The sequence below is a fragment of the Cerasibacillus sp. genome, from assembly GCF_036516575.1.
Classification (GTDB): domain Bacteria; phylum Bacillota; class Bacilli; order Bacillales; family Amphibacillaceae; genus Cerasibacillus.
This window is the reverse complement of sequence record NZ_DATBTY010000067.1, coordinates 22,230-48,623: the sequence shown is the minus strand read 5'-3', so window position 1 is coordinate 48,623 and position 26,394 is coordinate 22,230. Positions and strand designations below refer to the sequence as shown.

The window sequence follows — 26,394 nt, the reverse complement described above, 5'->3', positions numbered from 1 at the left end:
AAAGAGGTGTTTTTATGGGAGAAAAACATACTTGTTCATATCATGATCAAGAGGCATGTGTGTCGATCGTCCCGATATTTAATCATTTAGCTCAAGAACAGATGGATGAGATTATGCGTGTTGTTCAAAGTGTTTCTTTAAAAAAAGGAGAAATCTTATACCATGCTGAAGATGAATCGGATGCCTTGTATATTGTCCATCAAGGCCAAATAAAAATATATCGGTTGACAGAAGAAGGAAAAGAGCAACTCATTCGGATTCTGTTACCCGGCGATTTTACAGGGGAACTAGCATTATTTCAAGACTCGGTTCATGAGGCCTATGCTGAGGCAATGGTTGACACAGAGATATGTATGATTCAACGACAGAATTTGCATCAACTATTATTAAAATATCCGACAATTTCCCTGGAAATATTAAATGAATTTGCAAATAGACTAGAAACAGCTGAAAAACAAACGACTCGCTTCGCATCAGAAAAAGTAGAAACAAGAATCGCTCTTTTTCTTGCTGAATGTTTAGATCGACAAGGTGATGTGATGACTCCCGAGTTTGAACTTCCAATGAGTAAAAAGGATTTGGCGTCTTATTTAGGAACAACCCCTGAAACATTAAGTCGTAGATTCAGCCAATTTGAAGAAAAAGGCTATATTAAACAAAAAGGTCAAAGAAAAATAGAAATTCTGGATTTAGATGGTTTGCTGTTAGTGTAGTTTTAAATCGGACGGCGTTTCTTAGTGGTTATTTATACTTTGAGGATCTAGATAAACTAGAAGCGATTTGCTAAAAGAATCAATAACAGGACAAGGAATAATGATTCTCCTTGTCCCGTTAGCTATAAGGTTAAGTAATGATACTAATATTATTCGCTACCTTCGTGGCTAAATTGCCATCCCACTCCAAATTTGTCTGTTAGTTTCCCATAGCATTTACTCCAAAACGTTTCTTGTAGGTCCATCTCAACTGTGGCACCTTGTTTCATCTTATTAAAATAAGATTTAATTTCATCAATGTCTTTACTCACGACTGTCAAGCTAAAGTTATTACCTTGATTATAAGGCGTTCCTGGAAAAGTATCGGAAAACATCATTTCGGTACCATTGATATTTAGTCTCGTATGCATAACTAAATCTTTCGCTTCTTCTGGGAGTTTAAACTCAGGGTTTGGTGGTGCTTCTCCAAAAGTCATGATTTTTGGTTTTGCGGTTTGAAATGCATCAGCATAAAACATGACTGCTTCACGGCAATCGCCGTCAAACGTAAGATAAATATTAACAGACATTTGTTTCACTCCTTCATTTTTCACAAAGATATCGTTCATATTGTATACAACCGTATAAAAGTATAAACCAATTATTAGAATGCCAGTTCTAATTATATCTTATCATTTCATTACTGTTCTGGATAGCGCTCCTTTAAAAATGCTACTGACTGGGTAATTAACTTTTTCAAAATATCGATATCAATATCTGCCACCTTATTGATGTAAACACATGCTTTACCTGTTTTGTGCTTGCCGAAGTTCTTTAATAATGCTTCACGCTTAGAGTCTCCTGTTGCAAAATACAAGCTGAATCGTGCTTTTCGCGGGGAAAAGCCAACAAGTGGTGCCTCTCCTTCATGACCTGACTTATATTTATAATGATATTTTCCAAAACCGATAATACTTGGGCCCCACATTTTTGCTTCATAACCAGTCGTTTCTGTAAAAATGTCTAATAATTGATAGGCATCTTCTCGCTTTTTCGGACTTTCCACCGATTCAATAAACTCAATCACACTGTCATCTGTTTCTTTTGTTTTTAATTCATAGGCCACTAGCTATTCTCCTTTCTATTTGTCATACCTTATTTTTTGTATTACCAAATATAACCGTGTGAATTTGCAAAAGATTTTATCATATGCTTAGCAATCATGCCATACCGTTCGATTATATTCGTATATGAAATATTATATATTAAATCATTAAAATAAACAGATTAAATTATCTTTTTATCGTTCTAGGTAAAAATGAATCGTATGTTAAGATAGAACTAAATAAATTATAACGAATGACCACTCTGTATAAATAATGAAATTGAGGGTGATTTCATGTACATTTACCGGGCAGATGAAATTCGACAAATTGACCAACAAGCAGCAGAGCAAGGCTTTTCATTATTTTCGTTAATGGAAAATGCTGGTCGTGGATTATTTAATAAAATCATGCCATTGATTAAGAAAGATGACCGAATGATTGTTTTAAGTGGACGTGGAAATAATGGTGGTGACGGGATTGTGTTGAGCCGCTATCTACGTATGGCTGGTTACAACGTGTCACTCGTTTTCCCGCTTGGAAGACCGAAAAGCGAAACAGCTAAGCAACATTTGGATTATTACTTTATGCAAGATGAAAAGGTCGATGAATGGAACCCGAATCAAGTATACGATGTCATTATTGATTGTTTGTTAGGTATAGGGACGACATTACCATTAAGGGAGAATGTTAAACAAGTCGTTTCATGGAGTAACGAGCAAGATGCTTTACGCATTGCTGTCGATATCCCGACAGGCGTTCAAGCTGATCATGGACATGTTCCAGATGGAGAGGCGTTTTTAGCGGACTATTCGTTTTCATTACATGGCGTCAAACCATCAATATTTTTATTACCATCTGGAAAATACTTTGGCAAAACCGAGAGCGTGTCTATTGGGTTGAAGCAAGGCAGTGAATTATCAATCATAACGAAGAAAAGTGTCATTGAGTCATTTCCAAGCCGAGAGAAAGCAAGTCATAAAGGAACATTCGGTACGAGTCTAATTGTCGCTGGGACGGATCATATGCCTGGAAGTGCTGTTCTCACAGCAATTGGGGCGATACGATCAGGCACAGGAAAATTGGTAATGGCAACGACAGAGCGTGTGGCATCAGTTATTGCATCAACTGTACCAGAGGCGACCTATTTATTAAATGGCTTAGAACAAATCTGCCAAGGACATATTCCAGAAAAAATCGCTGCAGCCGGGATTGGGCCGGGACTTGAGTCACCAGAATCCGTCCAAAAAGCAACAGAAGTCTTAATGGAGAGTGGTATCCCACTCGTTGTTGATGCAGGCGCCATCCAACAGCGCAACATTTGGAATGCGAAAGGCCCTGTTATTTTAACCCCTCATCCAGGTGAATTTAGCCGGTTAACTGGATTATCAATTGAAGAGATCCAGGCAAATCGTATTGAACTTGCCTGTAACTATGCGATGCATCATCATGTGACCGTTGTATTAAAAGGAAACGATACAGTCATTGCCTTTCCAAATGGGGAAATATATATTAACCAAACAGGGAATAGTGGTTTAGCAAAAGGTGGAAGTGGTGATGTTCTAACTGGAATGATCGTCAGCATGCTTGCAACTCATGATAATTATCGAGATGCTGTAAAAAATGCGGTCTATATTCACGGCCTATGTGCTGATATAAGGAGAGAAACATATAGTGAAACGAGTATGGTTGCCAGTGATTTTCATCGTTTGTTGCCGTTAGCGTTACAGCGAATTGAAAGATATAAATAAACAAGCCAGGTTGCTAAATTATTGAGTTGCTCTCTTTTAGATAGAAAAATATTTTACATCTCTTAGAATAAACAAAATATTTGTGGGGGTGTGAAGTTGTGAAAATAGAAGATATTTATCATGAACTGCCTATTATCGAAACAGAACGGCTTTATTTAAGAAAAGTTACCGTGGCGGATTTGGATGATATGTATACTTATGGCTCAAATGAAAAAGTGGCTCAGTATGTTTTTTGGGAACGACATCAAACAAAAGCGGATACGAAAGCTTTTATTGAATATATATTGAAATGTTATGCCGCTCATCAAGTTGCCCCATGGGGAATTGAATACAAAGAAAATGGTCGGTTTATAGGTACGGCTGATTTTGTATGGTGGCAACCCCAACATCAAACAGCCGAGATTGGTTATGTTCTGTCTGAACCATATTTGGGAAAAGGAATCATGACTGAAGCGGTACATGCAATGGTGCGTTTTGGTTTTAAGCATATGGATTTAGTTCGTAATCAAGCAAAGTGTCTTGCTGAGAATATAGGTTCCGAACGTGTGATGCAGAAAAGTGGTATGACATTCGGGGGTACGTTAAGAAAAGCGATGTTCGTTAAAGGAAACCATCGTGATATCAAAATGTATAGCATCTTAAAAGAAGAATTTACTCCAAAAATTGTATAAATCGTAATTAACTCCAATTCTCATCTTATGCCGAGTAGGGGAGAATATTATTTGAAATAGAGCTCTTAAATGAGTCCTACTAGAAAAGTAGCTGCCTGTACTGCGCACGGAATCGCAATTCCCCATGACTCCGTGCAGAGTGGAAGTCTGTACTGCGCATGGAATCGCAATTCCCCATGACTCCGTGCAGATTGGAAGTCTGTACTGCGCATGGAATCGCAATTTCTCATGACTCCGTGCAGATTGGAAGTCTGTACTGCGCATGGAATCGTAATTTCTCCTGAATCCATGCAGAGTGGGAGTCTGTACTCCGTATGGAATCGTAATTTTTCCTGAATCCATGCGGAGTGGAAGCCTGCACTCCCCATGAAATCGTAATTTTCCATGAATCCATACAGAGTGGAAGTCTGTACTCCGCATGAAATCGTAATTTTCCATGAATCCATACAGAGTGGAAGCCTGCACTCCCCATGAAATCGGTATTTTTCATGAATCCATACAGAGTGGAAGTCTGTACTCCCCATGAAATCGGTACTTCTCATGAATCCGTGCAGAGTGGGGGCCTGTACTCCGTATGGAATTGGTATTTTTCCTGAATCCGTGCGGAGTGGGGGCCTGTACTCCGTATGGAACTGCTATTTCTCCTGAATCCATGCAGAGTGGGAGCCTGTACTCCGTATGGAATTGGTATTTCTCCTGAATCCACGCGGAGTGGAAGCCTGTACTCCGCTCGCAATTGTAATTTCTCCTGAATCCATGCAGAGTGGAAGTCTGTACTGCGCATGGAATCGCAATTCCCCATGACTCCGTGCAGAGTGGAAGATATTAGTTATTGAAACCTTAATGGCTTACCCAAACCCCGATTACACACCAAAAAAAATATCATATCAAAAACGATTACTTCACTTCTAAAAAATGCTTGATCGCATCACGTAAAAATTCAGCCCCGCCGGCAACATCTCGATTATAATAAGCTGCGAATCGTTCATCTGCAACATACATATCGGCTAAATTGGCATGCGCTTCTTTAGAATAATTCGGCCATGTGTACCTGAGCCAATCTTTATGTTTACGAGCAAGCTCAAGAGCTATTTCTGAAGCAGGGTCATTAGTTTGACGAGCTTTCGGTAACAACACCATAATTTCTTCACCTAGTTTTGTCCAGTTCCGGTAATCTTCTTGTGACATATTCATCATCTTCGCATGACTTGCATCCACGGTAGCATCACCATATTTCTCACGTATTTCTTTTCCATATTTCTGTTCATTTTCATCAATTAATTGCTTTTTAAAACCCGAAAACTTTTCATTGTCTTTCATCGGTACATCCCTTTCTTTACTAGCAATTGTCCTTTCGACAGTTGCAATGATTTGGTCAAGACGGGACCGCTTTTTCAATAAGTGGTCATAATGTCGTCTTAAAGCATCTATTTGATTGAAGTCTGGTTGGTGAATAATGTCCTTAATTTCCCGTAAACTAATATTTAGTTCTCTGAAAAATAAAATCTGTTGCAATAAGTCAACCTCTTCTTCACTATAAATACGATAACCAGACTCATTTACCTTGGCTGGTTTAAGTAATCCAATTTGATCATAATAGCGAAGTGTACGACCACTCACACCAGACAACTTTGCTAATTGACTAACGGTGTATTCCATTATTACCCCTCCCGACATCTATTATGTTAAACCTATACGTTGCGTAAAGGTCAAGGTAAATTATTTTGCTCGTTTGTTCGATTGTTCACTATAGCTTAGTAAATAGCAACTATGTTATGATTTAACTGTTCCTAGGAATTCCACTTAAAAGAGGTGCTGCCTAATATGGACAATTTAAAGAAGAGATACCACATCTTTTTAAACATGCTTCCTAACATCTTACAAGTTATTTTAAATGTATCGTTAGTCATCCTAGCCATTATTCTGTCCTTTCTCTTAATTATGGAACTGATTGATTTTAGCCATATTCTCCTTGCTAATGAAAAAGCTGACTATAACCTTTATTTAGCAAATATATTAATCTTCTTCCTATATTTTGAATTCATTTCCATGATCGTCAAGTACTTTAAAGAAAATTATCACTTTCCAATGCGTTATTTCCTATACATTGGTATTACTGCGATGATTCGGCAAATCATTGTCGAGCATGAAGATGCGATGAAAACATTGTTCTACTCACTCGTCATATTGATTCTTATCATTGGCTATTTTATTATGAATGTTACACCACGACAACGGCCAGAAGGGAAATAATATTCCAAGTATTAAAAAGTTCATTGGCCATTATTGAAAACAATCATGGAAAAAACGAACATGATGAACATGCTCGTCCCTATAACTAAATATTTTCCTGTTTTAAAGCGTCAATAATGTTTTCCTTTTTAACTTTTGAACTGGCATAAAGCATCGCAGAGCCGACAATGATAAAGATGCCAATAACGACTGCAACCAGGTTGAGCCATGGCAGTTCAAATTTATATGAGAAGGAATGTTGTAATGAATAAAACATGAGTAACATGACACCAATGCTTAAAGGAATACCGTAAAGCAGCGCCTTTAAACCGTAGAAAATACTTTCGTAATGAATCATTTTATTAAAACTTTTCGGTGTCATTCCAACCGACTTCAACATAGCAAATTCACGTTTACGTAGTGAAATACTTGTTGATATCGTATTGAAAATATTGGCGATCGAAATGGCAGCGATTAGTATAATAAACCCATAAGTAAACACCTTTAATACGAGAATCATCTGTTCTTCCTGTTGTCTTGCTTGATAAGCGTTAAACATCGATACTTTTACTTCAGTCATTTTTTCGATATTGTGTTGTGTAGAGACAGGATCATTGCTTTTAATAAATAGTGAGTTTTCCATTTCAATGGCGTTTTTTACATCGGGTTTGATCTGCCTTAAAATTGCTTCAAAATCTGTACTTGAAACAAAAATATTCAAATTTGATAATGGTGCATGAAGGACTCCCATTGGTGTTTCATCTGTTAATGTAGCAACATCCACTTGACCGATTGGAAATTCTTTTTCCTGTTCCCAATCATAAAAATGCAAAGCAATTGAATCACCAACGTTTGTATGGATAGCCTTTGTAATGACTTTTTTTCCAGTACCATAATCATGATGTGGAATTGTATCAATCACTATCGCTTGTATCTTTTGATCTTGTTTCGCAAAAACATCAGATGATACACCAATTTTATCCAAATATGTTGCAAAGCTTTTTTCATCTAGTCCGTAAAGGTTGATAAAATATCTGAACGTGTCTTCTCCAAACTCATTCAAGTCCTCACGTAATTCTTTAGGCAACTGGTCTTTTGTTGCTGTCGCATTAAGAAAAGCACTCTTTATTTCACTAAGTTCTGTTATTTCGTCAATTTTTTGAATGGAATCATATAATCGTGCCCATTGTTCAGGTGTTTGTGCACCTTGTCGTATTTGAAGGTCAAAATTAATACCGTCTTGTGCTAGTGTAGCGGTTTTTTGTAAATTATCCGTAAAAAAAGAGACAGATAAAAACAAAATAATACTGATGACTAATGAAAATACGGTCGCCTGGTAGCGACGTTTATTTCGTTTTAAATTTTTCAAGCCAATTTCGGCTTCGATGCCAAAAATTTTACGGACGAATCTAGATGTCTTAACCTTTTTGGGCGTTAATTTAATATCTTCGGATTGCCGAATCGCGTCGATTGCTGTCATTCGTGATGCTCTCTTAGCTGGTATATATGTTGAAATAAAAATCGTTAAAATTGAAATCGCACATGCCGTTAAAAGTGACCATGGTGTAACGGTAAGCTCTAGACCAGTGTCTATATTAATGGCTTCGCGTAAGATCGGATTAATAAATTGAAAGGTCGCCCAAATGCCACCAATTCCTGAAATGACTCCAATTGGTATACTAACAAGACCAATGACAGCACCTTCAAAGAATACGGAATTTCGTTTTTGCTTTTTCGTCGCTCCAACACTCGATAGCATACCGAGATGGCGTGATCTTTCCGCAACTGAGATGGCGAATGCATTATAAATAAGGGATATAGATCCAAGCATAATAATGCCTATAATAATCGCTGAGAAAGAATACAATGTAAAGCGAAGTGTATCATCTTTAATAACACCGTAATAACGTAATAATTCCATATTAAATGTTAAGGATGGGATATCATTTTTTTTAGCAAACGTTTCCGCCACATTAAATAAAGCTTTGCTCATTTTGCTTACAGTTATGGCGGCATTTACAGTCGATGTTTTCTCAAATTGATCTTCATTCGCATAGGATAGGACTGTTATGCCAGGTGACCAAGCTGGTTCCCATTTCGGTATTTCCATAATGCCAACAATGTCATATGTTTTCGTTAATTCGTTTGTTAAAATTTCGGTTATTTTATTATTAGATTCATGTAGTGAATCTTGTTGAGTTAAATAATGTTCTTCTGAATCCTTAGCATTCGGCTCCATTCGATGACCGATATCAAGAGTTAATTGGTCACCGATTTTGTATTGAGTATCGGAATGTGTTAGGACCATTTCAGAAATGATTACTTCCTGATTATTTTTTGGTAAACGCCCATTTAATAATTGAAGCGGATAGTTTTTAAACCCTTGTTGATCTAATCCAAGTACATATAAGTACGGTTTATTTTCACTTTGACTCTGTTCAAACGGCGCATAGCCGATCTCTTCCATGATGAAAAGGTCATCGGTTAATTCATCTTTTTTTATTTTTTCAAGCTGTTCTTTATCGACATTTTCATATAATACATGCCAGTTGCCTTGGCTTTGTATAGCATCTCTCTGTAGTAGATTCATAAATGATGCGATCAATGTTGAAACGGCAGTAAGCATGGCAACAGAAATAATGACACCGATGATTGTAACGAGTGTTCGACGTTTATTTTCTTTTAAATGTCGAAGCGTTAATTTATTCACGATATTCACGGGCGAATCACCTCATCAGATGCGATTTTTCCATCTTTAATTGTTATGATGCGGTCAGCTTGTAGCGCGATACGTTCGTCATGTGTGATAACGATTAATGTTTGTTTATAAATGTTATTAAACATTTTCAGTAGTTGAATGATTTCTTGACTATTTTTACTGTCTAAGTTACCAGTCGGTTCATCTGCTAGCATTATGGCTGGATGATTCATCATAGCTCGCCCAATCGATACACGTTGTTGCTGTCCGCCAGACAATTGATTTGGCAAATGATTTAAGCGATTCTCTATCCCTAACTTTTCTACTATTTCTTGAAAATGATTTGGATTTACTTTTTGATTATCTAACAGAAGCGGTAATGTGATGTTTTCTTTTACAGTCAACACGGGAATTAAATTAAAGAATTGATAAATGAGCCCAATTTGCCGCCTCCGAAAAATCGCTAATTGCGTTTCATTTAATAGATAAATATTTGTATCATTAATAAATACTTTGCCAGATGTCGGTTTGTCTACCCCACCGAGTAAATGTAAGAGGGTTGATTTACCTGACCCAGAAGGACCAATAATAGCGATGAACTCTCCTTTCTTAACAGAAAAGGACACATCATCTAATGCTTTTATCGCTGTATTTCCTTGACCATATACTTTTGATAAATGTTCTATTTTTAAAATATCCATTCATACGCCTCCATATTTGATTGTTATCCTTATTTTAAAAAGGTAACATGACTTTCCAGTGACTCTAAAATGACAATTTAGTCACTTTAGAATATGTACTTAACGATTGAGATAAAAAAAGCACATCGCTCTGATGCGCTATTCATCGATTTGTTTATAAAATTTAATCGTAAATGTTGTTCCTTGATTGAGCTTACTATCTACCTCGATATCCCCAAGTTGTTTTGTAATAATACGATGCGATAAAGCGAGCCCAATCCCTACACTATCTTCACTAGCCGATGAACCTTTATAGAACCGTTGAAATAAGTATGGAAGTTCGTTTCTTGGAATGCCTTTACCTGTATCGGAAATGATAATCTCCGTAAATAATGCATTTACTCCGTATTGTATCGTTAGTTTTCCATGTTTAGGTGTATGTTCGACAGCGTTTTTTAATAAATTTATGAGTGCTTCTCTCGTCCAATTGAAATCTCCTGTAAAATGAACAGGTTCGTTTTCACTCTGAATCGTCAATTGAATCTCTTTTAATTCGATTGGAATGAGTAAAGGCTGTAGCGCACTTTGGAGTACATCTTTAACTAAAACTTGCTCCTGTGTAAAATAGGCCGTTCCAGCATCAATTTTAGAGAGTTTTAATAGGGAAGTAACGAGCCACTGAATACGCTTTAATTGTGTTTGAATATGCTTAGTAAATTCTAACCGTTTATCTCTTGGTAGATGCTCTTCTTGTAATAAATCAGCCATCATCATCATGGACGTTAGTGGTGTTTTTAGTTGGTGGGAAATATCAGAAATCGCTTCTGTAAGATGGACTTTATCTTGCTGTTCTTTCTGATGATGTTCCGCTAGCATTGTCGTCACTTTGTAGATATCACTTTTTAAAATGCTTAATTCACCTTCGTGATGATCACGAACATCTAATGTATATTCACCATGACTGATTTTTCGTAGATAGTGAGACAGCTTGTTAATTTCTTGGTAGCGCCATTTAGTAAAAATGAATGTACAAATGATTAATAAACTAGCAACAATAAAGGTGAAAAGAGCCGCTAACGGTGAAATGAATAAAACGCCGATTATTCCTACAGTGGTTACTAGTCCCATAATTAAGAGTAGCACTTGGATTTCTTTATTCCGTAACATTTATGCATCACCAACTTTGTAACCAAGACCACGGATTGTTTTAATAAGTGTTGGCTTTTGTGGATTGTCTTCTAATTTTTCACGTAATCGTTTAATATAGACTGTCAATGTATTATCGTTTACGAAATCCCCGCCAACATCCCAAATCTGTTCCAATAATTGATTGCGTGTTAAAACTTGTCCAAGATGTGTAACAAATGTCAGAAGTAATCGGTATTCTAAAGCAGTTAAGATGACCTCTTCTCCATCTTTAAACACTTTACCTTGTAAGGTGTGAATCTGTACATTGTCTATTTGAATCATCGTTTGCTGTGACTGTTTATGATAGCGCCTTAAAACAGAACGAATTCGAGACATTAATTCGCGGAGTCGAAATGGTTTTGTAATGTAATCATCCGCACCTAGATCCAACCCCATAACGACGTTGACTTCATCATCACAAGCCGTTAAGAAGATGACGGGTATATCGCGTTTTTCTTTTACTAAGCGACATAGGTCATAGCCATTTCCATCAGGCAATGTAATATCAAAGAGACAGAGATCAAATTGATGGAGTTCATTGTCTATGCGTTGTTTTGCAGATTGAAAGTCATAACAAATAACTGTTTTATATTGTTCTTGTTGTAATGAATATTCTAAGCCTGTTGCAATTGTTTTATCATCTTCAACGAGTAATATTTGCATTTCGCTCATCCTCATCTGAATCAATACTTGTTCTTATTATAAACGATTCATAGCAGAAGGGAACAGCGTCACCAACGTCATTTAAAACATATAAAAAATAACAATATAAAAAACCTATGTCAGCGATAAAGTGACATAGGTTTTTGTTAAAATAAATCGATCGGGTTAGCTTAACCACCCTGCAACCCTTCAGTAATGCCGAGTAAAATAATACCTAACATGACGAACCCAATCATGATGTACTGTTTCTTCGTGAGAATTTCTTTCAAGAAAATACGTGATAAGATAACAGAAAAAATACCATGTGCTGCGATAAGTGGTGCGGCAATGATAGCGTTACTTGCCATAGCAAAGACATAGAAAAATTGACCGACCGTCTCAAGAATAGCAGCGTACCCTTTATCCCTCTCTTGAAAAATCTTAAAGTCTTGTTTTTTTATCAGCTTCACATAAACATATGAAAGAATAGCACAAATGAGAAAGGTAAACTCATAGGCGAGTAATGCTGAATCTTCACTAATTAATTTAAGTTCATCGAGGTAGATACCGTCTGCAAATGTACCGAGTCCATCAATTAAACTATAAAGAATCGGGAACGTAATCGCTAAAACTCCAATTTGGTATTTTTTATCAATGACGACATTTTGTGCATGTAATTCTTTTTCTTCGTCCCGTCTTTCTAAAACAGCAAGACCAATGACTCCTGCTGTAACGATTATGATTCCCGCAATATCAAGTGGATTCATCTCTCTTGGGAAGAAGATAAATAATAGAATCGCACTAACGGCTCCCGAAGAGTTCTGTACTGGTGCTGCAATCGATAACTCAATATAGCGCAGTCCGACATAACCGATTGTCATTGATAAGATATACATTGCTGATACGGGAAAATAACGCACCATATCAAATGGATCAAATGTAATATCTTTTACGATCATATAGACGACCGCATGAACCCCCATCACTAATCCAACCATCGTCACAATTTTTAAGTGACTATACGGGTCGTTACTATCTGTTCCTTTCTTATAAAAAAGGTTCGCACCACCCCATGCTAGGGCTGTAAGTATTGCAAATATAAACCACATATGATTGCTCCTTAGATAAAAAGTATAAACATAACGAGTGTTTAAAATGCGATTCTATTATATACCAAATTAGTTTAATAATAAAATACCATTATTAATAATGGATGTAACTTTCACTTTGTGACCATAATTTTAGTAGCCACCACTTGTGTGAAATAACCTCAGAACATAATATAATTAACAATACTTAGGAACACAAAAAAATGTATAGCCTGTAAGTTATAATAAATATTAACTAAATAATTGTTAATTTTATATGTTTTTTAGTGAAATAAAAAGGGTTTTGTAAAATTAAGGCGAATATTATAGGTATAAAGAACTATTACATATGGACTTTAAAGCAATTTTCTTTAGAATGGAGTGTTTAATGTGAAAACGATTGCTCATATTCGAGAGAGTGATAAGGAAATCCAAACGGTGGAGGAGCACTTATTACAAGTAAAACAATTAGCAGAAGAGATTGGAGCAAAAATAGGTATTAGGCATATAACTGGTTTAGCTGGATTGCTTCATGATTTAGGGAAATACTCAGAGGACTTTAGAAACTATATCATTGAGGCGGTAAATAATCCAGATCAACCACCTAAGAGAGGTAGTGTCGATCATTCAACTGCTGGGGGAAAATTATTATATGACCTTTTTCATGATGATTCTAAATCATTTAAGGGACTTTTGTCTGAAATCGTAGGAAATGCTATTATATCGCATCATTCATATATCCAAGACTATCTAACTCCTGACCTTGAATCAGTATATTTAAGACGAGTAAGGGATAAAGATATCCCAGAATTTCCTGAAGTCATACGAACTTTTTTTACTAAAGTGATGGATAAATTGGAGTTTAACGATTATGTTAATAAAGCTGCTAAAGAGCTTGGCATGTTACTAAATAAAAGCAAAGAATCACCGTTTAAGCAAATCATGTTTATTACAAAATATGTTTTTAGTGCACTTATTGATGCGGATAGAACAAACACAAGAATTTTTGAAGAAAATGTAGAAAAACGAGAGCAAAAGGAGAATCATATAGATTTATTTGGACTGTACTATGATAGGCTGATGAAGAAAATAAATTCTTTTCAAACAAGTAAAGATTCGTCGCATCCAATTAATAGACTAAGAAATAAAATGTCAGAACAATGTGATGAATTTGCGGAAAGACCGAGCGGTATCTATACACTGTCTATTCCTACTGGTGGAGGAAAAACATTAGCAAGTTTAAGATATGCATTAAAACATGCAATGATACATGGGAAAAAGCGAATAATTTATATTATACCCTATACGACAATTATTGAACAAAATGCAGAAGAAGTAAGAAACATCCTACAAGATTGTTCGAATATTTTAGAACATCACTCAAATGTTATAGAAGATTCTAAAGAAGATGATGAATTCCAACTAGGAAACGAGAAAAAGTTAAAATTAGCTAAAGATAATTGGGATTCACCAATAGTCTTTACTACAATGGTTCAGTTTTTAAATGTTTTTTATGCAAAAGGTTCAAGGTATATAAGAAGATTACATAACTTAAGCGATTCGATTATTATTTTTGATGAGGTACAAAAAGTTCCGACTCATAGCATCTCCTTGTTTAATAATGCGGTTAATTTTCTTGAAGAAGTGTGTCATAGTAGTATCCTTTTGTGTACAGCAACACAACCTGCTCTGGATTATGTTGAACATGAATTAAACATTAAACCAAATGCGGAAATAATTAATAATCTTGATGAAGTTGTAGATAAATTCAAGCGTGTTCAAATAATAGACAAGGCAACAGATGAAGCTATTGACCAAACTAAGCTTGTAAGATTTATACTTGAAAAAACGCAAGAAGTAAGAAGTATGTTAGTAATTTTAAACACAAAACCAACTGTCAAAGCTTTATATAATCAATTATGTGATGAACTAGATGAAAGTATACCTATATATCATTTAAGCACTTCAATGTGTGCGGCACATAGAAATGATGTTTTGAATGCAGTCAGGGCTCGTTTGAGTAGAGGAGAGAAAGTAGTATGTATAAGCACACAGCTTATTGAGGCGGGCGTTGATATTAGCTTTGATTGCGTTATTCGTTCTTTAGCTGGGTTAGATTCGATTGCACAAGCAGCTGGTAGGTGTAACAGACATGGTGAACATAGCATTCAAAATGTTTATATTATCGATTATTTAGAAGAAAAACTAAATCGCCTAAAAGAAATTAGGCAGGGGAAAGACATAACGAAAAGGATATTAAAAGATTTAAAATTTAGTAAAACATCACATGATATTTTGTCAAAGCAAGTCATGCAAAAGTATTTTAAAGAATACTACACCGACTTTGAAAGTGATTTGGATTACTCTATACCCAAGTTACAAAAAAATATGATTGAGTTATTGATGGGACCTAGGAAAAATTCTTATTTTATGGAGTACAAAGGAAAACATGGGGGATACCCTCCCTTATATATAACACAAAGCTATTATACTGCTGCGGAAAACTATCAAGTGATCAAGAACATGGCAGATTCAGTTATCGTGCCTTATAAGGAAGGAAAAGAATTAATTTCCGAACTTAATGGTGACTTGAAGATTGAGGAATTAAACAATATTTTACGTCAAGTACAACATTATACAATTAATCTTTATGAGTTTGAAAAAGAACAATTAAATAAACATGGTGGCATTGTTTCATTTTTTGATGGAAAAATTCTTGCATTAAAAGATGGTGCTTATAGTGAGGAGTATGGATTAAATACGAACAATGACAGCATGCTTGAAGAACATATATTTTAAAAAGAATGAACCTATCTCAACAAATTTTAAGATAGGTTCCCAAATAATATAATATATTTTTCAATCCGCGCTCTGTTGAAGCGACATGTTACATTATGATATTTTAACACAAAAGAATAGTTTTATTTACATTCATATAATATATTATTTACATAGCGAAGGAATGATGTGTACAATTATATTTAAATAATTGAAAGGAGGTGATCATAATGAGAAATAGTATTCAGTTTGAAGTGTATGGTAATTACGCTTTATTTACAGACCCTCTTACCAAAATGGGTGGTGAGAAACTCTCGTATCAAGTGCCTACCTACCAGGCCTTAAAAGGGATAGTGGAATCCATTTATTGGAAGCCGACCCTTTTGATGATTATAGATGCTGTCAGAGTGATGAACCCTATACGGATGGAGTCTAAAGGAATAAGGCCGCTTAATTATGGTGGTGGTAATACGTTAGCCCACTATACTTATTTAAGAGATGTGCGATATCAGGTTCAGGCTCATTTTATATTTAATCCACACAGACCAGATTTGGCGTATGACCGTAATGAACACAAGCATCACAACATACTTAAGCGATCACTTAAAGCGGGAGGGCGTCGTGATATTTTCTTAGGAGCAAGAGAATGCCAGGCTTATGTTGAACCGTGTGTTTTTGGTGAGGGGAAAGGTTTTTATGATAACTACGGGGACATTCACTTAGGAACGATGGTTCATGGTATTAATTACCCAGATGAAACTGGAAGAGACAAGATGGAAGTTAGATTGTGGAACCCAGTTATGAAAAATGGAGTCATTACATTTATCCGTCCTGATGAATGTGATAACATTCGTCCTCTCAAAGAAATGAAAGCGAAATCATTTGATGAAATAACAACGGCTGATCAATTATCTAGAGAAATAGGAGGTGAATAATGAGTGAGCTGGTTACTTAACCTATATAAAACATACGAATTAAATAAAGATTATGTAGGGAAGATTGAAAAAGATTATGCAGACAGGGAGTTCACATTAATACCAATTTCTCATACAACACAAAATGCACATATTGAAGTGTCTGTGACAGTGGATGGTCATTTTCACTCTGCAACGGTTATTGAAGATAAAGCAGAACAGAATACATTAATTCCTTCTACAGAAGATTCATCCAATAGAGCCGGTTCAAAAATAGCTCCTTATCCCCTCCATGATAAATTAAATTATGTTGCAGGTGATTATGCACAATATGGTGGGGCAAAAAAGGAACCTTTTGAGCATTATATAAATCAGTTAAGAGATTGGGTGAATTCTCGGTATAGTCACAGTAAGGTAAAAAGCATATATAAATACCTATCAAAAGGTCAATTAATAAAAGATTTAGTTGAAGAAAAAATATTGTTTTTGGATGAGTCAGATCACTTAATAGAAAAATGGAATAAAAAATATGAACCATTACATGGAACCAAGCCTGCTATTTTTTCAGCAGTAACAGGAAAACAGGAAAGTGCATTTGTTCGATTTAATGTTTATTCTCCTTCAGAAGTTCTTGAAAAGGTTTGGAGAGATGAGGAAGTATATAAGTCATTTGTAAACTACTATAATGATTTGTTAGAAGATGAAGACTATTGCTTTGTAACTGGAAAAGTGTTGCCTGTTACAGAACGACATGCCAATAAAATAAGACATGCGGGAGATAAAGCAAAGCTAATTTCCGCTAATGACAAAAGTGGTTTTACTTTTAGAGGTAGATTTAACCATGCGAATGAGGTAGCAAGTATTAGTTATGATGTATCACAAAAAGCTCATAATGCTCTTAAATGGCTTATTCAAAGACAAGGAAAAGTAATTGACAATCGGGTGTTTTTGGTTTGGGGGAATGAAGAAGTCGATGTTCCATCAGTAGCGGAAGATGCTTTTGACATATTTGGTGATGTAGAGAATGAAGAGGCAATTATATCTCACACAAATCAAGCATTTGCTAGACAAGTTGCAAAAGCGATTGATGGATATAAAGCTAATCTAGATTATAATACAGATGTCAATATTTTAATACTCGATTCTGCAACTACAGGTAGGTTAGCAATCCTTTATTATCGTGTTATGGATATGGAATATTATTTAGAAAGGTTAAAGAAGTGGCATACAAGTTGTGCTTGGCTTCATCGCTATCGAAAAGTTAAGAATAAGCATACTGTACCGTTCTTTGGTGCACCTTCACCAAAAGATATTGCCTTTGCTGCTTATGGACCAAAGGCTAGCGAGAAAGTGGTAAAAGGGTTAGTTGAAAGAATGTTACCTTGCATAATTGATGATGCAACAATCCCTACAGATATTACAAGGAGTGCTTTAAACCGTGCATCAAATCCGGTATCTATGGATAGATGGGAATGGGAAAAAACATTAAGTATTACGTGTGCATTAATTAATCGAGAGGAGGAACAAACATTGGCTTTAGATATTGAAAACAACGATCGAGATTATTTGTTCGGACGTTTGTTAGCAATTGCAGATGTGTTGGAAAGAAGTGCATTAGGAACAGAAGAAACACGTGCCACCAATGCACTCAGATACATGAACTCTTTTTCTAGACACCCAGAAAGAACGTGGAAAACAATTCAAACTAGTTTACAACCTTATCAAATGAGATTAGGAACGAGAGGATTATACTTTTCAAAACTCATGGATGATGTAGCATCTCGAATAGAATATGATGATTTTAATAATAAGCCTTTATCAGGGAAATATTTATTAGGATTTTATAGTCAACGTCATGAACTCTATCAAAAAAAAGAAAAAATAAATGAAGGAGAGAAAGAAAAATGACAATTTTAGATCATAAGATTGATTTTGCAGTTGTATTATCTGTAACCAAAGCAAATCCAAATGGAGATCCACTTAATGGAAACCGCCCTAGACAAAATTATGATGGTCATGGTGAAATATCTGATGTAGCATTAAAGAGAAAGATTCGTAATCGATTACAAGATATGGGAGAATCAATTTTTGTACAGTCAAATGATAAAAGAGTAGATGGTTACACGAGTCTTAGAGAACGTGCTCAAGCTAATCCGGAACTTAATCAGAAAAATTTATCGAATGATGAATATGCTACAATCGCTTGTAAAGAATGGATTGATGTTAGAAGCTTTGGTCAAGTGTTTGCATTTAAAGGAAAGGGAAAAGGTGGCGGTATTTCAGTAGGAGTTAGAGGTCCCGTATCCATTCATACGGCTACAAGTGTTGATCCTATTGATATTACAAGTATGCAAATTACAAAAAGTGTTAATTCAGAACCTAACGAAAAGAGAGGTTCAGATACTATGGGAATGAAACATCGTGTTGATTTTGGAGTATATGTTTTCTACGGTAGCATCAACACGCAACTTGCAGAAAAAACAGGATTTACTAAAGATGATGCTGAAAAAATAAAGAAATCCCTTGTTACATTGTTTGAAAATGACGCTTCTGCTGCGAGACCGGACGGAAGTATGGAGGTTCACCGTGTGTTTTGGTGGGAGCACAATTCAAAATTAGGCCAATATTCTTCTGGAAAAGTACATCGTTCGCTACAAGTTAGATCGAAAGTGGAAGACCCGAAAACGTTTGATGATTATGAAGTAACTTTGGAAAATCTAGAGGGGTTAAAAGTAGAAGAAATTAATGGATTATAATGATGAAACTCACTATCTCATGTTGTCGGGTATTCAACACTTTCAATTTTGTCAACGTCAATGGGCCCTGATCCACATTGAAAATCAATGGGAAGAAAATGTTAAAACAGTAGAAGGCCAATATGTTCACAGAATAGCTGACCAGCCTTTTAAGAGAGAGAAAAGGATAAATAAATTAATCGTAAGGGCTATGCCAATAAAGTCGAAATCTCTTAGAATTAGTGGAATATGTGATGTGGTTGAATTTGTTGAAGATCTAAATGGTGTTGAACTTTTTGGGGAAGAGGGGAGATTTCTCCCCTATCCCATTGAATATAAACGCGGTAAACCAAAAACACATGACTCTGACATTCTTCAACTAACAGCACAAGCCATATGCCTGGAAGAAATGCTATTATGTGATGTGAAAACAGGGTATCTTTTTTATAATGAAATAAAACAAAGAGTAGAGATCCCTATTACAACAGAAAGAAAAGAAAAAGTCAAATTAGTAGTATCTGAGATGCATGATTATTATACGCGGAAATATACACCTAAGGTTAAACCAGGTAAGCATTGTAGGAGTTGTTCTCTTCAGAATATTTGTTTACCAGAACTTATGAATAGACAATCTGTACAACAGTATATTGAAGGAATGCTAAAAGAATGAGAAAACTATTGAATACATTATTTATTACACAGCCGGATGTATATTTATCTTTAGATGGTGATAATGTTGTTCTTTTAAAAGAAAGTAAGAAAATTGGTCGATTACCTTTGCATAACTTAGAGTCTATTGTTGCATTTGGGTACACAGGTGCAAGTCCTGCATTAATGGGTTATTGTGCTGACAAAAACATCTCCATAACATTTTTAACGATGAATGGGAGATTTCTTGCGAGAGTTATTGGTAAAAGTAGAGGAAATGTAATCCTGAGAAAAAAGCAGTATCGTATTTCTGACGACGAATTTTCTTCCGCAACGGTAGCACGTAATTTTATTTTAGGCAAAGTATTTAATAGTAAGTGGATTTTAGAAAGAATGACTAGAGATCATACGTTAAGAGTTAATGTTGAACAGTTTAAGGATACGTCTCAACAATTATCTTCTATTCTTCAATCCATTAGGACATGTGATGATCTTGATAATCTACGGGGGTGGGAGGGTCAAGCGGCAATAAATTATTATAAGCACTTTAATCAGATGATACTACAGCAGAACGATAATTTTTATTTTCATGGTAGATCAAGGCGCCCACCGCTAGATAATGTTAACGCTATGCTATCATTTGCATATACTTTGCTAGCCAATGATACTGCGGCGGCATTAGAAACTGTAGGGCTTGATGCATATGTAGGTTTTTTACACAGGGAGAGGCCCGGTAGAGCATCGTTAGCTTTAGATGTAATGGAAGAACTGCGTGGAGTCGTAGCGGATAAGTTTGTCTTATCATTAATCAATAAAAAGGTTATAAATAAAAATCACTTTTATAAAAAACAAAATGGTGCGGTAATTATGACAGATGATGCTAGGAAAAAGTTTTTATCTGCTTGGCAAAAGAAGAAACAAGAAAAGCTAACACATCCGTATTTAAAAGAAAAAATAACATGGGGACTTGTACCATATGCACAATCACTTTTATTAGCTCGTTTTTTACGAGGTGATTTGGACGAATATCCTCCATTTATGTGGAAGTAGGGATAAATTGTTAGTCTTAGTAACTTATGATGTAAATACGACTAGTAAAAATGGTCAAAAAAGGCTTCGAAAAGTAGCAAAGATATGCCAAAATTATGGGCAAAGAGTTCAGAATTCTGTTTTTGAATGTCTTGTAAACTCTACACAATATGCTACCCTTAAGATAGAACTTACTAATATAATAGATGAAAAGAGGGATAGCCTTAGATTTTATAGATTGGGAAACAATTATCAAGGAAAAATAGAGCACATTGGAGTTAAAGAATCTATTGATCTAGAAGAACCCTTAATTTTCTAGTGCGAATAAGAGGTGCACATGAAAAGTTTAGGGGATTCGCACCATATTTTAACAAAAAAACGGTGTTTTTTGTTCCTTTTATACACTTTTTTATTCTGAAATAAAAGGAAATGGCGAAAAGAAGGGAAAAAGTTCGGCTTTTTTATCCTAATTCGACTAAAAGTAACCTTTTTCGCCGTCGCACTCTACATGAGTGCGTGGATTGAAATTACAATTTGAACAGATTCTGCATTTCCAAGTTTCGTCGCACTCTACATGAGTGCGTGGATTGAAATTAATCCTAAGCCATCAGTTATGGCCACATTACAAGTCGCACTCTACATGAGTGCGTGGATTGAAATAGGCACAGGCGTATATACAGGTTCTTTTGGTAATGTCGCACTCTACATGAGTGCGTGGATTGAAATGTCAATCTTATCAACTATTTCATTTTTGTATTTCTGTCGCACTCTACATGAGTGCGTGGATTGAAATTTCTATCGTGAAGTATCCAGTGTAATCATCAATGTCGCACTCTACATGAGTGCGTGGATTGAAATAAAATGTTCATAAACCGAATTATAAAGTGCTTTAGTCGCACTCTACATGAGTGCGTGGATTGAAATATGTCTTGCGTAGCTAGTTATAAATGCACCCATAGGTCGCACTCTACATGAGTGCGTGGATTGAAATTACCTTTATACCCATAACATATGTCAATCATATACCGTCGCACTCTACATGAGTGCGTGGATTGAAATAATTATGGCTTCAACAATTAAATCTATTATTTTAAGTCGCACTCTACATGAGTGCGTGGATTGAAATTTTTAACTGGTACACCGGGAGTTATTGATGCAACTCGTCGCACTCTACATGAGTGCGTGGATTGAAATCTATTGGGGTATTTTATGGTCTGGTTTATCATCGTCGCACTCTACATGAGTGCGTGGATTGAAATCTTAATTAATCTTTTATAATCATCGGATACATCAAGTCGCACTCTACATGAGTGCGTGGATTGAAATTTTAATTCTAGGTAACTAGCGTGCGAAAACGCCGTCGCACTCTACATGAGTGCGTGGATTGAAATTGTACCTGTCGCGAACATATCTTGTTGCTGTGGCGTCGCACTCTACATGAGTGCGTGGATTGAAATTTTACCTATTTCAAACCCGAGCGAACCATCTTCTGTCGCACTCTACATGAGTGCGTGGATTGAAATTTCTGTCTGTCCTTTGCCCCACATTTGAGATTTGGTCGCACTCTACATGAGTGCGTGGATTGAAATGAGTCAAATAAAGGCGCAATGGAACGCTTGGGCGTTGTCGCACTCTACATGAGTGCGTGGATTGAAATACCGCAAATGGTGCATGATACGTTTTCCGGAACTGGTCGCACTCTACATGAGTGCGTGGATTGAAATTTTGCTCCACCCCAATTTCAGCCTTGTGCAATACGGTCGCACTCTACATGAGTGCGTGAAATTTGCAAGCTCCCCCAATTATATGGCTCTAGTCCTTGTCGTACTCTAAAAAATTATCTACTTCCTTCTCTATGTTTTTCGCTTATTCTAATAATCACTTCAACAAAATAAGCCTTAAGTCTTAGTCAAAATATATCTCAAGCTCGTTATCAAAAAACATCGCGCCCTTTACAATGAAAGTAAGCTAAGGAAAGGGGGCAAAACAAATGAAAAAATTTATCCTATTTGTTGGTGGTTTAGTCGCGTTAATGCTTTTAATCATTAACCTTGGTCCAATGGTATTGTTAGGTGTCGGTCTTTGGTTACTATATGTCGTCTTTAAAAAATTCGTCAAGAGCGATTCCCTAGTAGGAAAAATGGGTTGGGTCGTTCTCGGTTTACTTGTGTTAAGTTTTACAGTTGCTAATGTATACGCAGTTGTCGGGATTCTGGCTGCATACGTATTATACTTAATCTTTAAAAGCTGGAGAGACGATAAGGACGAGCCCGTTGTTAAAAATATAGATGATACAGATCCATTTACTAACTTTGAGCGTCAATGGGCAGATTTAAACCGTTAATTTAATATAAATAAATTTAATAAGGAGAGATATATGATGACAAATATTTTTACACGGATTAAAGAGTCGATTACAGCAGATTTACACGATTTACTAGATAAAAAGGAGCAGAAAAATCCGATTGCCGCTTTGAATCATTATTTACGTCAGAGTGAACGGGAAACTGAAAAAGTCCGTCACTTAATTTCAAGGCAGTATCGTTTAAAAGATGAATTTTCACGTGAATATTTACGTGCACAGGATATGGCTGATAAGCGTTTGAAACAAGCTGGTATTGCAGAAAAAGCAGGGGAAGAAGAGATGTATGCTTTTGCAATGAGAGAATATCAGGAATATCAAGCGCGTGCTGAACGCATGAAAGCATCTCGAGAAGAAGCGCAGCAACAACTTGATTTATTAGAACGAAAATATGAAGAGATGAAGCATAAGCTAAAAGATATGCAATTGCGCCGTATGGAGCTTATGGGTCGTGAAAATATTGCACGGGCAAGCCATCAAATCAATCGGGTCATTCATGATACGTCAGATAAACATTTTTCTCGATTCTATGAAATCGAACGGTATATCGAGGGTTTAGAATATCAAGTTAATCGTGCATATGATCGAAGCACATTTGATAGTAAGATGGCGCAATTAGAGAAAGAATTAAACGAGAAAGAACACGATGTCGTAGAATGAAAAAAATGATATACTAAACAGGCGTATATATATACGTCTGTTTTAGCTTGTGCATAAAATCTAAGTGAAGGGAGGAGCCTCTATGTTTCAACGTTTATCGACGGATATTTTTAATTGGATATTGATAATAGGGGTTATCCTCCTGATTATTGAAATGTCTTTTTTTCATGGTGGTATGATTGTACCTGCATTATTCTCGGGCGCGATGGTTTATTTTGGTTGGAAAAATTTTTCTCAGTTATGGGGGAAAGTTATTTTCTGGATTGGTTTAATGACACTTTTTTTCGAACTGTTAAACATGTTAGCTGTTCGTTTTTTAATTATCGTTGGTATCTTACTTTTTATTTATCATTATATTATTAGAAAAGATGATGTCACTTATATTAAACCCGAACCAGAAGAGCGTGATAGTGATGAATTATTATTGAAGATTGAACCATTGTTTGACCATCAGTTTTTTGGAGAACAACGGACAAGTGAAACGCCATATAAATGGCGTGATATTAATATTCATAGTGCATTTGGTGATCGTGTCATTGATTTGAGTAACACATTTCTTCCAGATGATACAGCTGTTATTTCGATACGTCATTTAGTTGGTAATATTGAAATATACGTCCCTTACGAAGTGGAAGTGTCTATTCATCATAGTTCAGTTTTTGGTCGTGTTAATATTTTTGATTATCACCATCGAAAATTAGTGAATCAAACGATTGCTTATGAAACAGAAGGCTATCAGACATCGTATCCGCGAGTGAAAATCATCACCTCGGTCATCTCTGGAGATATTGAGGTGAGACGGATATGAATATAATATTAAGACATATGGTTTCAACCATTTTATATAGTTTATTATTAACCATCGGAATTGGTGGTGTCGTCTTTATTGCCTTTCCTATAAAAGATTGGTCGCTTATTTGGACGATGAAAATATTAGACCTACCGTTTTTATTCTACGTATTAAGTATTCCTGTTGTGGCAGGAGGCATCGTTGGCTTATCGACTGGTTGGTACTGGAGACAGCGTCTAAAATATTTAGATAAAGAACTTGCTCATCTTGTAAAAGGTCATAAATTATCTAGTGATTCCATTAATTATCCTGAATTAGAAACCATCACAGAGCATTTAAATCAATTACAATTAAAAATTAGAGAGCAAACTGAACACTCACAACGTTTAGCGACAGAAAGAACACAAGAACGAGAGAAAAGCTTACAAGAAATTGTCGCCCAAGAACGTAATCGACTAGCACGTGAGTTACATGATTCAGTGAGCCAACAATTATTTGCGGCTTCTATGATGATGTCAGCAATTAACGAAACAAATCCGCCAAAGGATCAAACGATGAAACGGCAATTACAGATGGTTGAAAAGATGATTCATCAATCTCAACTTGAAATGCGTGCTCTTTTATTACACTTGCGACCTGTTGCTTTAAAAGGGAAGTCCCTTCAAGAAGGCTCTGAGGAACTATTAGTTGAGTTAACACAAAAAGTGCCACTTCAGATTAACTGGAAAATTGAACCGTTTCATGCTGACAAGGGGATTGAAGATCAACTTTTTCGTATTTTACAGGAATCCATTTCGAATACGTTACGACATGCGAAGGCATCTTCTTTAGACGTTTTACTTATAAAACGAGATGACTTAATTATTTTGCGGATTGTAGATGACGGGATTGGCTTTAATATGAATGATATCCGCGCAAGTGCCTATGGTTTAAATAATATGCGGGAACGTGCGAGTGAATTAGGGGGCAACTTTAAGGTCGTTAGCTTGCCAGATGAAGGGACACGTATCGAAGTAAAGATTCCAATTATTAATCAGGAAGGTGACTCACGTGATTAAAATTTTATTTGCTGACGATCATGAGATGGTGCGAATCGGTGTATCTGCTTATTTATCATCCCAAACTGATATGGAAGTGATTGCCGAAGCTGATGATGGTGGAGATGCTGTCCGTTTGGCATTAGAGTTAAGACCAGATATCATTTTAATGGATCTTGTCATGAAAGAGATGGACGGGATTGAAGCCACAAGGCAAATAATGGAACAATGGCCTGAAGCAAAAATTATTGTTGTGACTAGTTTTATAGATGATAACAAAGTATATCCTGCGCTGGAAGCCGGTGCAAAAAGCTATATGTTAAAAACATCAAAAGCAAGTGAAATCGCTGATGCCATCCGTAAGACTTACCGTGGGGAATCGATTCTTGAACCTGAAGTAACAGGAAAAATCATGTCTAAAATGCGTGAAAAGCAAGTGGACCATTTACACGACCAACTAACAGATCGGGAAATGGAAATTTTACTCTTAATCGCAGAGGGGAAAACAAATCAAGAAATCGCTGACGAATTGTTTATTGCTCTAAAAACAGTGAAAGTCCATGTCAGTAATATATTAGGTAAATTACAAGTGCAAGACCGAACCCAAGCGGCTATTTACGCTTTTAAACAAGACCTTGTTTAATAGAAAAATAAATTTGCGCATAACAAAAACATCGAAAGAATGGACTACGATTT

General features: G+C 35.9%; 24 protein-coding genes and 1 CRISPR repeat array. Of the genes, 16 read left to right on the top strand and 8 right to left on the bottom strand.

The features are described from left to right. Nucleotides 1-14 precede the first annotated feature (14 nt). Nucleotides 15-713, top strand: coding sequence for a Crp/Fnr family transcriptional regulator (locus VIG73_RS11435; protein WP_331642081.1), 699 nt, complete (start codon nucleotides 15-17; stop codon nucleotides 711-713). A 149-nt stretch (nucleotides 714-862) separates the two neighbouring features. On the opposite strand, the gene VIG73_RS11430 is transcribed toward VIG73_RS11435, so the two are convergent. Together VIG73_RS11430 and VIG73_RS11425 are read right to left on the bottom strand one after the other, a co-directional pair. Then, a complete protein-coding gene (locus tag VIG73_RS11430) occupies nucleotides 863-1,282 on the bottom strand; it encodes a VOC family protein (RefSeq protein WP_331642079.1) in 420 nt (139 codons plus the stop codon). Nucleotides 1,283-1,392: 110 nt separating this feature from the next. Then, complete coding sequence (locus VIG73_RS11425; protein ID WP_331642077.1) at nucleotides 1,393-1,818, bottom strand: DUF1801 domain-containing protein; 426 nt, start codon at nucleotides 1,816-1,818, stop codon at nucleotides 1,393-1,395. 273 nt (nucleotides 1,819-2,091) lie between these two features. On the opposite strand from VIG73_RS11425, the gene VIG73_RS11420 reads away from it, so the two are divergent. Beyond that, nucleotides 2,092-3,546 (top strand): NAD(P)H-hydrate dehydratase, encoded by a 1,455-nt coding sequence (locus tag VIG73_RS11420; protein WP_331642075.1) that lies wholly within the window; start codon nucleotides 2,092-2,094, stop codon nucleotides 3,544-3,546. 98 nt (nucleotides 3,547-3,644) lie between these two features. After that, on the top strand, nucleotides 3,645-4,217 hold the full coding sequence (locus tag VIG73_RS11415) for a GNAT family protein (RefSeq protein ID WP_331642074.1): 573 nt from the start codon (nucleotides 3,645-3,647) through the stop codon (nucleotides 4,215-4,217). Nucleotides 4,218-5,114: 897 nt separating this feature from the next. Here VIG73_RS11415 and VIG73_RS11410 read toward each other — a convergent pair. Continuing rightward, complete coding sequence (locus tag VIG73_RS11410) at nucleotides 5,115-5,876, bottom strand: MerR family transcriptional regulator (RefSeq protein ID WP_331642072.1); 762 nt, start codon at nucleotides 5,874-5,876, stop codon at nucleotides 5,115-5,117. 165 nt (nucleotides 5,877-6,041) lie between these two features. Here VIG73_RS11410 and psiE point away from each other — a divergent pair, with 165 nt between their 5' ends. Next, complete coding sequence (gene psiE, locus VIG73_RS11405; RefSeq protein WP_331642070.1) at nucleotides 6,042-6,470, top strand: phosphate-starvation-inducible protein PsiE; 429 nt, start codon at nucleotides 6,042-6,044, stop codon at nucleotides 6,468-6,470. 85 nt (nucleotides 6,471-6,555) lie between these two features. On the opposite strand, the gene VIG73_RS11400 is transcribed toward psiE, so the two are convergent. From VIG73_RS11400 to VIG73_RS11380, 5 genes are all read right to left on the bottom strand, one after another. Then, a complete protein-coding gene (locus tag VIG73_RS11400) occupies nucleotides 6,556-9,168 on the bottom strand; it encodes an ABC transporter permease (protein ID WP_331642068.1) in 2,613 nt (870 codons plus the stop codon). Next, nucleotides 9,165-9,848, bottom strand: coding sequence for an ABC transporter ATP-binding protein (locus tag VIG73_RS11395; RefSeq protein WP_331642066.1), 684 nt, complete (start codon nucleotides 9,846-9,848; stop codon nucleotides 9,165-9,167). Before VIG73_RS11395 ends, VIG73_RS11400 begins: the two co-directional genes overlap by 4 nt. A 138-nt stretch (nucleotides 9,849-9,986) precedes the next feature. Beyond that, the gene (locus tag VIG73_RS11390; RefSeq protein ID WP_331642064.1) at nucleotides 9,987-10,994 is read right to left on the bottom strand and encodes a HAMP domain-containing sensor histidine kinase; all 1,008 of its coding nucleotides are present in this window, start codon (nucleotides 10,992-10,994) and stop codon (nucleotides 9,987-9,989) included. Further along, entirely contained in the window at nucleotides 10,995-11,678 is a 684-nt protein-coding gene (locus VIG73_RS11385; protein ID WP_331642062.1) for a response regulator transcription factor, read from the bottom strand. A 170-nt stretch (nucleotides 11,679-11,848) separates the two neighbouring features. Further along, on the bottom strand, nucleotides 11,849-12,766 hold the full coding sequence (locus VIG73_RS11380; protein WP_331642060.1) for a DMT family transporter: 918 nt from the start codon (nucleotides 12,764-12,766) through the stop codon (nucleotides 11,849-11,851). Nucleotides 12,767-13,135: 369 nt separating this feature from the next. Between VIG73_RS11380 and cas3 the strand changes: the two genes are divergently transcribed. From cas3 to VIG73_RS11320, 12 genes are all read left to right on the top strand, one after another. Continuing rightward, nucleotides 13,136-15,544, top strand: coding sequence for a CRISPR-associated helicase Cas3' (gene cas3, locus VIG73_RS11375; RefSeq protein WP_331642058.1), 2,409 nt, complete (start codon nucleotides 13,136-13,138; stop codon nucleotides 15,542-15,544). A 209-nt stretch (nucleotides 15,545-15,753) separates the two neighbouring features. Continuing rightward, on the top strand, nucleotides 15,754-16,458 hold the full coding sequence (cas5c, locus tag VIG73_RS11370; protein WP_331642056.1) for a type I-C CRISPR-associated protein Cas5c: 705 nt from the start codon (nucleotides 15,754-15,756) through the stop codon (nucleotides 16,456-16,458). A gap of 3 nt (nucleotides 16,459-16,461) precedes the next feature. Then, nucleotides 16,462-18,345 (top strand): type I-C CRISPR-associated protein Cas8c/Csd1, encoded by a 1,884-nt coding sequence (cas8c, locus tag VIG73_RS11365; RefSeq protein ID WP_331642054.1) that lies wholly within the window; start codon nucleotides 16,462-16,464, stop codon nucleotides 18,343-18,345. Next, the gene (cas7c, locus tag VIG73_RS11360; protein WP_331642052.1) at nucleotides 18,342-19,193 is read left to right on the top strand and encodes a type I-C CRISPR-associated protein Cas7/Csd2; all 852 of its coding nucleotides are present in this window, start codon (nucleotides 18,342-18,344) and stop codon (nucleotides 19,191-19,193) included. Before cas8c ends, cas7c begins: the two co-directional genes overlap by 4 nt. Beyond that, nucleotides 19,183-19,842 (top strand): CRISPR-associated protein Cas4, encoded by a 660-nt coding sequence (gene cas4, locus VIG73_RS11355; RefSeq protein WP_331642050.1) that lies wholly within the window; start codon nucleotides 19,183-19,185, stop codon nucleotides 19,840-19,842. The genes cas7c and cas4 overlap by 11 nt, the downstream gene beginning before the upstream one ends. Continuing rightward, complete coding sequence (gene cas1c, locus VIG73_RS11350) at nucleotides 19,839-20,870, top strand: type I-C CRISPR-associated endonuclease Cas1c (RefSeq protein WP_331642048.1); 1,032 nt, start codon at nucleotides 19,839-19,841, stop codon at nucleotides 20,868-20,870. Before cas4 ends, cas1c begins: the two co-directional genes overlap by 4 nt. Before the next feature lie 7 nt (nucleotides 20,871-20,877). Further along, on the top strand, nucleotides 20,878-21,168 hold the full coding sequence (cas2, locus tag VIG73_RS11345) for a CRISPR-associated endonuclease Cas2 (protein WP_331642046.1): 291 nt from the start codon (nucleotides 20,878-20,880) through the stop codon (nucleotides 21,166-21,168). A gap of 177 nt (nucleotides 21,169-21,345) precedes the next feature. Continuing rightward, nucleotides 21,346-22,573: a CRISPR direct-repeat array (repeat unit 32 nt; unit sequence GTCGCACTCTACATGAGTGCGTGGATTGAAAT). 266 nt (nucleotides 22,574-22,839) lie between these two features. Next, nucleotides 22,840-23,193: a flagellar basal body rod protein gene (locus VIG73_RS11340; RefSeq protein WP_331642044.1), complete on the top strand. Its 354-nt coding sequence runs from the start codon at nucleotides 22,840-22,842 to the stop codon at nucleotides 23,191-23,193. 36 nt (nucleotides 23,194-23,229) lie between these two features. After that, nucleotides 23,230-23,871 carry a PspA/IM30 family protein gene (locus VIG73_RS11335; RefSeq protein ID WP_331642042.1) on the top strand — a complete coding sequence of 214 codons (642 nt, stop codon included), beginning with the start codon at nucleotides 23,230-23,232 and terminating at the stop codon, nucleotides 23,869-23,871. Nucleotides 23,872-23,953: 82 nt separating this feature from the next. Beyond that, nucleotides 23,954-24,679, top strand: coding sequence for a cell wall-active antibiotics response protein LiaF (liaF, locus tag VIG73_RS11330; RefSeq protein WP_331642040.1), 726 nt, complete (start codon nucleotides 23,954-23,956; stop codon nucleotides 24,677-24,679). Then, nucleotides 24,676-25,719 carry a sensor histidine kinase gene (locus VIG73_RS11325; protein ID WP_331642039.1) on the top strand — a complete coding sequence of 348 codons (1,044 nt, stop codon included), beginning with the start codon at nucleotides 24,676-24,678 and terminating at the stop codon, nucleotides 25,717-25,719. The genes liaF and VIG73_RS11325 overlap by 4 nt, the downstream gene beginning before the upstream one ends. Next, on the top strand, nucleotides 25,712-26,341 hold the full coding sequence (locus VIG73_RS11320) for a response regulator transcription factor (RefSeq protein ID WP_331642038.1): 630 nt from the start codon (nucleotides 25,712-25,714) through the stop codon (nucleotides 26,339-26,341). Before VIG73_RS11325 ends, VIG73_RS11320 begins: the two co-directional genes overlap by 8 nt. Nucleotides 26,342-26,394: the final 53 nt, after the last annotated feature.